General features: G+C 33.3%; 4 protein-coding genes. All 4 read left to right on the top strand.

The genetic code is table 11. The features are described 5' to 3' along the window. The first annotated feature begins 755 nt into the window (after window positions 1-755). The 4 genes from N3C_RS06540 (at window position 756) to fusA (ending at window position 7359) form a co-directional block, all read left to right on the top strand. The gene (locus tag N3C_RS06540; RefSeq protein WP_178377781.1) at window positions 756-3071 is read left to right on the top strand and encodes a carbohydrate-binding protein; all 2316 of its coding nucleotides are present in this window, start codon (window positions 756-758) and stop codon (window positions 3069-3071) included. Between the two features lie 256 nt (window positions 3072-3327). Beyond that, on the top strand, window positions 3328-3540 hold the full coding sequence (locus tag N3C_RS06535) for a hypothetical protein (RefSeq protein ID WP_074365250.1): 213 nt from the start codon (window positions 3328-3330) through the stop codon (window positions 3538-3540). Further along, window positions 3509-5005 carry a methyl-accepting chemotaxis protein gene (locus N3C_RS06530; RefSeq protein WP_074365249.1) on the top strand — a complete coding sequence of 499 codons (1497 nt, stop codon included), beginning with the start codon at window positions 3509-3511 and terminating at the stop codon, window positions 5003-5005. The genes N3C_RS06535 and N3C_RS06530 overlap by 32 nt, the downstream gene beginning before the upstream one ends. A 269-nt stretch (window positions 5006-5274) precedes the next feature. Continuing rightward, window positions 5275-7359, top strand: a complete 2085-nt coding sequence (gene fusA, locus N3C_RS06525) for an elongation factor G (RefSeq protein ID WP_074365248.1) — start codon at window positions 5275-5277, stop codon at window positions 7357-7359. The last annotated feature ends 27 nt before the right edge of the window (window positions 7360-7386 follow it).

Genomic DNA, 7386 nt, shown 5'->3' with positions numbered 1-7386 from the left:
AAAAAAGTGTGCAGCAGGCGAAAGCCTGTTTTTTATATTTTTTGAAGATAAGATAAATTAAGTTACTTTTTATTCCAGATAGGCATGTTAAGCATCATAGGATCAGAGATGTAAGGATAATTATTATCCGTATATGTCAAATAGTCTGAGATTGAAGTTTTCTTCACAGATATATTTTTCATTATATCTTTGTCGAAATACAAGGTTGATGCATGTAATAATGATAAAATATAACAATTTAACATATTATTTTACAAAATTTCAAAATAGATTGACGGAAAAAGGTAAATATGATATTATGAGAATAAATGACTATTCCACTTGACATTTCCAGGTGTTCAACCAATTAACTCCAACTACTTAAGATAAATGATAAATTAGGAAAGATATTTAAAATAAGAAATTATAATGCTTCTTTTTTTGATTTTCAAAAACTTATAAATTTTTTAGCGGTTTTGTGGAAACGATTCCAAATGTCTGATATAGAAATTTGGATTTAATTATGAACTTAAATATGCAGCTAAAATAGTAGAATTCAATATTTTCAATCATTTTAAATTAAATTTATAGCATCATTCTTTGTAATTTTTACAATAGATCTCAATTTCAATAGTTTTAATTTTCAAAATAAAATAAACTTTGAAATTGAATTCTATATAAGCATAGAATTTACCTTAAATTTGTTGCAGGGAGGGGGGGACAAGCAATAAACATTGTGTAATTCTATGCAAAAAATAAAAAAAGGAGAATTAGAATTGAAAAGGTTTAAGAAAAGAATATTACCAAGCTTATTATCCACATTGATGGTAGCAGGCTTAACAGTAGTTTCATTTCCACAATTGGGAGATGGTAGTCTAGTAAATACTGTTACAGCACATGCTGCTAGCAATTATGGACTTCCAAGTAATACAGAAGATGGACTAATGCTTCATGCATATAGGTGGAAGTTTACAGATATTAAAAACACTCTACCACAGATAGCTGAAGCTGGTTACAAATCAATTCAAGTATCACCAGTACAAGGTATCAAGGCTACTACTGGTGAATGGTGGTTGCTATACCAGCCTACAAATTATGCAATAGGAAACGTTGAATTAGGAACAGAATCTGATTTTAAAGCTCTCTGTCAAGAAGCAGAAAAGTATGGTATTAAAATTATAGTTGATGTAGTTTTAAATCATGTAGCAGAAGGAAATTCTCCAGGAACTTGGTCAGATGCGGTAGATTCTAGTCTAAAACGTTCAGAACTCTATCATAATCAAGGAACTATAAATAGCTATCAAGATAGATATGAGGTAACTCAAAAAAATATGGGAGGGTTACCAGACTTAGCAACTCAAAGAACGGATATCCAGGATATGCATATTAATTTCCTTAATAAGCTAATAGATGCTGGTGCTGATGGATTCCGTTTTGATGGTGCTAAGCATATTGAAACCAATAAAGGTGAAGATGCAGGAAAGTCATGGTCAGGAAATTATTGGGATAGAGTTTTAGGAAATCTAAAAAATAAGGATAGCTTATATTTATTTGGAGAGGTGCTTCCAGATAAGGGTGATAATGAGCAAGCTTATTTAACATACTATGATATAACTGCTCATGGATATGGTGGTCAATTGAGATATGCTGTAACTTCTAAGAACTTAACAGGATTAGGAGCAATATGGCACTATGATACTGTACTTAATCCGAGCAAGTCCTTTGTCTATGTAGAAAATCATGACGATTATGAAAATGGTTCCTCTAGAAGTCTTGGACTTTGGGAAAGACAGATGGCTTACTCTATAATAGCTGCAAGAGCTCAAGTGACTACAAGATATTTTGCAAGACCCTTTGAAACTTACTGGAATCAACCAGATATAGTTGCTGTTAACAAGTTCCACAATGCTATGGTTGGTGAAAACGAATACCTTAGATGGACAAGAAATGAAACTATGATAATTGAACGTGGAACTAAGGGAATGGTTATTGTTAATGTAGGCGGAGATACTTACATAGATTCTGCAACAAACTTAAAAGATGGTACTTACACAAATAAAGCTTCTGCAAATACTACTTTATACGTTTCTAATGGTAGAATCACTGGATATGTTCCTGGTGGAAAAGTTATAGTTCTTTACAATGAAGAAACTTCTCCAACGGAACCAAGCAATCCAACAGACCCAGTAACTTCAGAAACAGTTAGCTTTAATCCTTCAATACCTGTAGTAGGAAAAACTGTGACTGTAACTTATAATGCTACTAATAGATCACTTCATGGTTCTTCTAATGTAATAGCTCATTGGGGTTATGATGGTTGGAAAGGCGTAACTGATACTGTTATGACTCCAAAGGGAAATAATGTATGGGAAGTTACATTAACAGTACCAAGTGCAGCTACAAGCAAGCTAGATATAGTATTTACTAATGGAAGTTCATGGGATAACAACAATTCTAATAACTGGAGCGTTGCTGTGAATACTGGAGCAACAGAAGAAACAGATCCAGTACCAACAACTACTTTATCCTACAGTCCTACTTCACCTGAGGCAGGATCAGAGATAACAATAACTTATTATGCTGCTAATAGACCACTTGAAGGTTCTTCAAAAGTAATAGCACACTGGGGTTATGATGGCTGGAAAGGGGTAACTGATACTGTTATGACTTCAAAGGGAAATAACATATGGCAAGTTACATTAACAGTACCAAGTGCAGCTACAAGCAAGCTAGATATAGTGTTTACTGATGGAACTACTTGGGATAACAACAATTCTCAAGATTGGAGTATAGCTGTAAAGGTTCCAGAACCACTACCAACACTTTCTTGGACATTAGCAGATAAGAAGGTAACTATAAAATATAATGCTGAAGGCAGAAGCTTACAAGGCTCCTCTAATGTGAAAATACATTGGGGTTATGATGGCTGGAAAGGTGTAACTGACACTGCTATGACTTCAAAGGGAAATAACCTATGGGAAGTAACATTAGATGTACCATCAGCAGCTTCAAGTAAATTAGATCTAGTATTTACTGATGGAAGCAAGTGGGACAATAATAATTCTCAAGATTGGAGCATATCACTTAAGTAATTTATAAAATTGTCGCTGTTTATAGGGTTCCTTTAAGGAATCTATAGGCAGCGATTATTTTTTTATATATACTTAATAACTTTTGAAAACTTATGTTTTATACAATAGAAGTATAAATTATAAGATGTTTTTAGAGAAAATTATTATTAATATAAATTTTAAAAATATATAGAGGAAAGAGTCGTATTTTGTAGTATAATTAAAATATTCGCCAGTATTTCAGGAAATTAATTATGTGAGGAGTCGTGGACACAATATGTTTAATTCTTTAAAGAGAAAAATAGTAGCAGTTATAATATCTGTAGCTCTATTTTATACTCTAGCTTTTATGGGAGTATCTTACTATGAAGTAACTCGTGCTGTAAAGAATCAAATGATGAACGATGGAAGCGCTTTCATTGTACAGGTATATAAGCAGATTGGGGATTTAAGATTGAGTGAAAAAGAAAAAAATAAGGACAACCTTTAAAACTATAGTAGAATCAAGCAATGGAAATATTGTTTATATTTCTATTGCAGATCAGGATATGAATTTGCTTGTTAGCAGCGATGAAGGAGCTACGAAAGATACTAATAATGAAATTGACGCAGTAAGCTCTGCTAGCCGAAGTAATGGAACAGTAGAATCTCATATAAATAAAGGAGAGACTTCAGGTTTTATATTTGAAGCACCAAATGGAGAGAAAGTTTATAACGTTGCTCTTCCATACTACGAAGGTTCAGCTGAAATAGGAACAATAAATGTTGGAATATCGCTAGTGGACATGAATAATCTCATTATGAAAGGCATGGTGGATGTAGCTATAATATCCTTGTTAATAGTCTTGATATCTATAATTGCAGCCATACTAATATCAAGAGGACTTACTAGACCACTAAATTCTATAATCAATAGATTGGATGATTTTGCAGAGGGGGATTTAACTTTAAAATTCCAATGTAAGACTAAAGATGAAATTGGTAAATTAACGGAAGGACTTAATGGTACCATAACTACTTTAAGAGAAACGGTAGATGGAATAAAATATACAACTACTGGCTTGCACCAAGCTTCTGAGGAACTAACTATTGCGGGTGAAAATGCAGCATCATCTTCTCAGGTAGTAAGTAGTGCATTGAATGAAGTATTCAAGACCATAAATGAACAGACTGTTTATATTTCTGATATGTCAGAAAGATTTGATGAATTTGGTCAAGCTTTAGATGATATTCAGACAAAATCTCATCAAGTAATGGGAAGCAGTGAGAGAATAAAGGAGAATGCGGACAAGGGATCAGAAGAACTTAGGAATTTAATTGCATCAATAAAAGATATAAGATCCTTGTTTGAAAAAGCTGAAGATAGAATTGGAGTATTAGGCAGTGATGTAGGGAAAATTGAAAAGATTACGGACGTTATTAATGGAGTGGCTGAACAGACTAATCTTCTTGCCCTAAATGCTGCAATTGAAGCCTCCCGTGCAGGAGAATCAGGAAGAGGTTTCTCTGTTGTTGCAGATGAAATAAGAAAATTAGCAGAGCAGGTTATGCATTCATCAAAAAGTATTAATGCTCTTATTGATACTGTTAAGTCAGGAACTAATGACGTTACTAGCAATACTGCATTAATATCGGAGAAAATCAGTGCACAGGTATCTGTAGTTGAAAATACTGTTTTATCTTTTAATGATATACAAAAGGAAGTAGACAATTCTATAGTTCAAATGAAGGAGTCCTATGAGCTTATTGAAAGTACAGTGAAAGAAAAGGAACATATAATTCATAGAGTAGAGTCATTATCTGTTACTGCTGAGGAACTTTTATCATCAGCAAAGGATATAGCAGCTACTTCTGAAGTAGAGTATACTAGTGTACAAAAGGTTTATAATGTAGCGAAAAATGTAGAGTCTATAGCAGACAGTTTGACAAATAATATCAATAAATTTAAAGTTTAATAGCAGCTCTAATTAAAGATATAAAGGGTATATTTGCTTTTTATATCTTTTTTTATTTGTGCTAAATAGTAAGAGCAAAAGAACAGGTATATTGATAGTAAAATATTAATATTATTAAATTGAATCGACTAAGTAAATCAGCGGAGGTAGGTAACAATCAATGTAGTCAAAATATTTAGAAAATTTTAATAATTTAGCAGGAAAAAATATTTAAGGGATAGAATATATTAAGTATTTTACCGAGTGAAACTTTATTAGGGGGTATCATTATGAAGGAATATAAAACCTCAAATCTAAGAAATGTTGGTATAATTGGACATAGTGGATCCGGAAAGACAACGTTAACAGAAGCCTTACTATATCATACTAAATCAATTGATCGTATTGGTAGAGTTGAGGAAGGAAATACTACCAGTGATTATGATATAGAGGAAAGAAAAAGGCAAATTTCTATATCAGCTTCTATAGCTCCCATTGAATGGGAACACACTAAAATTAATTTAGTAGATATACCAGGATATTTTGATTTTGTAGGTGAGTATATCCAAGGTATGAGGCCAGTAGATGTAGCTATGATAGTAGTAAGTGCTACTTCAGGAGTAAAGGTGGGCACTGAAAAGGCTTGGAGTTATGTTAATAAAATAAAGCTTCCAAGAACCTTTTTTATCAATAAGTTAGATAGAGAAAACAGTAATTTTGAAAAGGTTTTACAACAGTTGAAAGATAAGTTTGGAATTTCTGTAGTACCAATACAATATCCCATTGGCAGCGAAGCAGATTTTAAAGGTGTAATTAATGTAATATCTCGGGTAGCTAGAGTATTTAATCCTAAGACTAATAAGATGGAAGTAACAGAAATACCAGCAGATCTTATAGATAAGGTTGATGAATGTAAAACAATGATTATGGAAGCGGTAGCAGAGACTGATGAAGAATTATTAGATAAGTATTTTAGTGAAGGACAATTAAGTGATGAAGAAATATATAAAGGATTAATCTCAGGTTGTGCTTCTGGAGATATAGCTCCAGTAATGTGTGGCAGTGCTTTGAAGTCCATAGGTATAGATACTTTGCTAGAAGACATTGTAGAATGTTTCCCATCTCCAGATTATGCTATTCCTCAAAAAGCTATAGATCTACAGACTAATAAAGAGATTTTTGTTAACCTAAAGGAAGAAGGTCCTTTTTCAGCCTTTGTATTTAAAACTATTGCAGATCCCTTTGTAGGTAAGCTTTCATTATTTAGAGTTATAACAGGAAAGTTAAAGGCAGATAGTACTATTTATAACTCTAATAAGGAAAAGGTGGAGAAGATCGGAAATTTATATTACTTGAGAGGTAAAAATCAGATTCAAACTTCAGAAATTGTAGCAGGAGATATAGGAGCTGTAGCTAAATTACAGTTTACTAGTACCAGTGATACCCTTTGTGATCCAAGTTATAAGCTGATATATGATAAGATAAATTTTCCGGAGCCAGTAATTTCCTTCAGTGTTATACCTAAAGCAAAAGGTGATGAGGATAAAATATCAGCAGGCTTACAGAAACTTTTAGAGGAAGATCCTACCCTTTCTGTTAGTAGAGATACGGAAAATGCAGAAATAATTATTTCTGGCTTAGGGGAAACTCATTTAGAGATTGTTGCTAGCAAGTTGAAAAATAAGTTTGGCGTAGATGTAGAACTACAGGTGCCTAAGGTACCATATAGGGAGACTATTAAGAAAATTTCAGATGTTCAGGGAAAACATAAAAAACAATCTGGAGGACATGGACAATATGGAGATGTTTGGATTAAGTTTGAGCCAGGAGATGATTCTGCTGACCTTCAGTTTGTTGATGAAATAGTAGGAGGGGTAGTTCCTAAACAGTATATTCCTGCTGTTGAAAAGGGATTAAGAGAGAGCATGAGAAGAGGTGTGTTAGCGGGATATCCTGTTATTAGGTTGAAGGCTACTTTACATGATGGATCCTATCATCCTGTAGATTCTTCAGAAATGGCTTTTAAGATAGCAGCGTCACTAGCTTATAAAAAGGGAATGGAGGCAGCAAGTCCAGTTTTATTAGAGCCTATCATGCACTTAGAAGTAGAGGTTCCAGATGAATACATGGGAGACATTATTGCTGATATTAACAAAAAGCGAGGAAGAGTTTTAGGTATGGATCCTGTTGATAATGGACAGAGAGTTATAGCTGAAGTTCCTATGGCAGAGATGTTTAAGTATGCTACAGATTTAAAATCTATAACTCAAGGTAGAGGAAGCTTTAGATTAAAGTTTGAGAGATATGAAGAGGTTCCTCCAGCAGAGGCGGCAAAAGTAATAGAAAATGCAAAAAAGCAAAATGAAGTAGTTTAAAAGGTGGCCAAAGGCCACTTTTTAAAA

This window comes from Clostridium sp. N3C (genome assembly GCF_900095445.1).
Classification (GTDB): Bacteria; Bacillota; Clostridia; order Clostridiales; family Clostridiaceae; genus Clostridium_AU.
Note: the sequence above shows the minus strand (reverse complement) of the source record. Positions and strands in the feature narration are given on the sequence as shown.

What these genes read in the sequence shown, in the direction of transcription:
- N3C_RS06535 (WP_074365250.1), top strand. Translation starts at nt 3,328, where the DNA reads ATGTTTAATTCTTTAAAGAGAAAAATAGTAGCAGTTATAATATCTGTA.
- fusA (WP_074365248.1), top strand. Translation starts at nt 5,275, where the DNA reads ATGAAGGAATATAAAACCTCAAATCTAAGAAATGTTGGTATAATTGGA.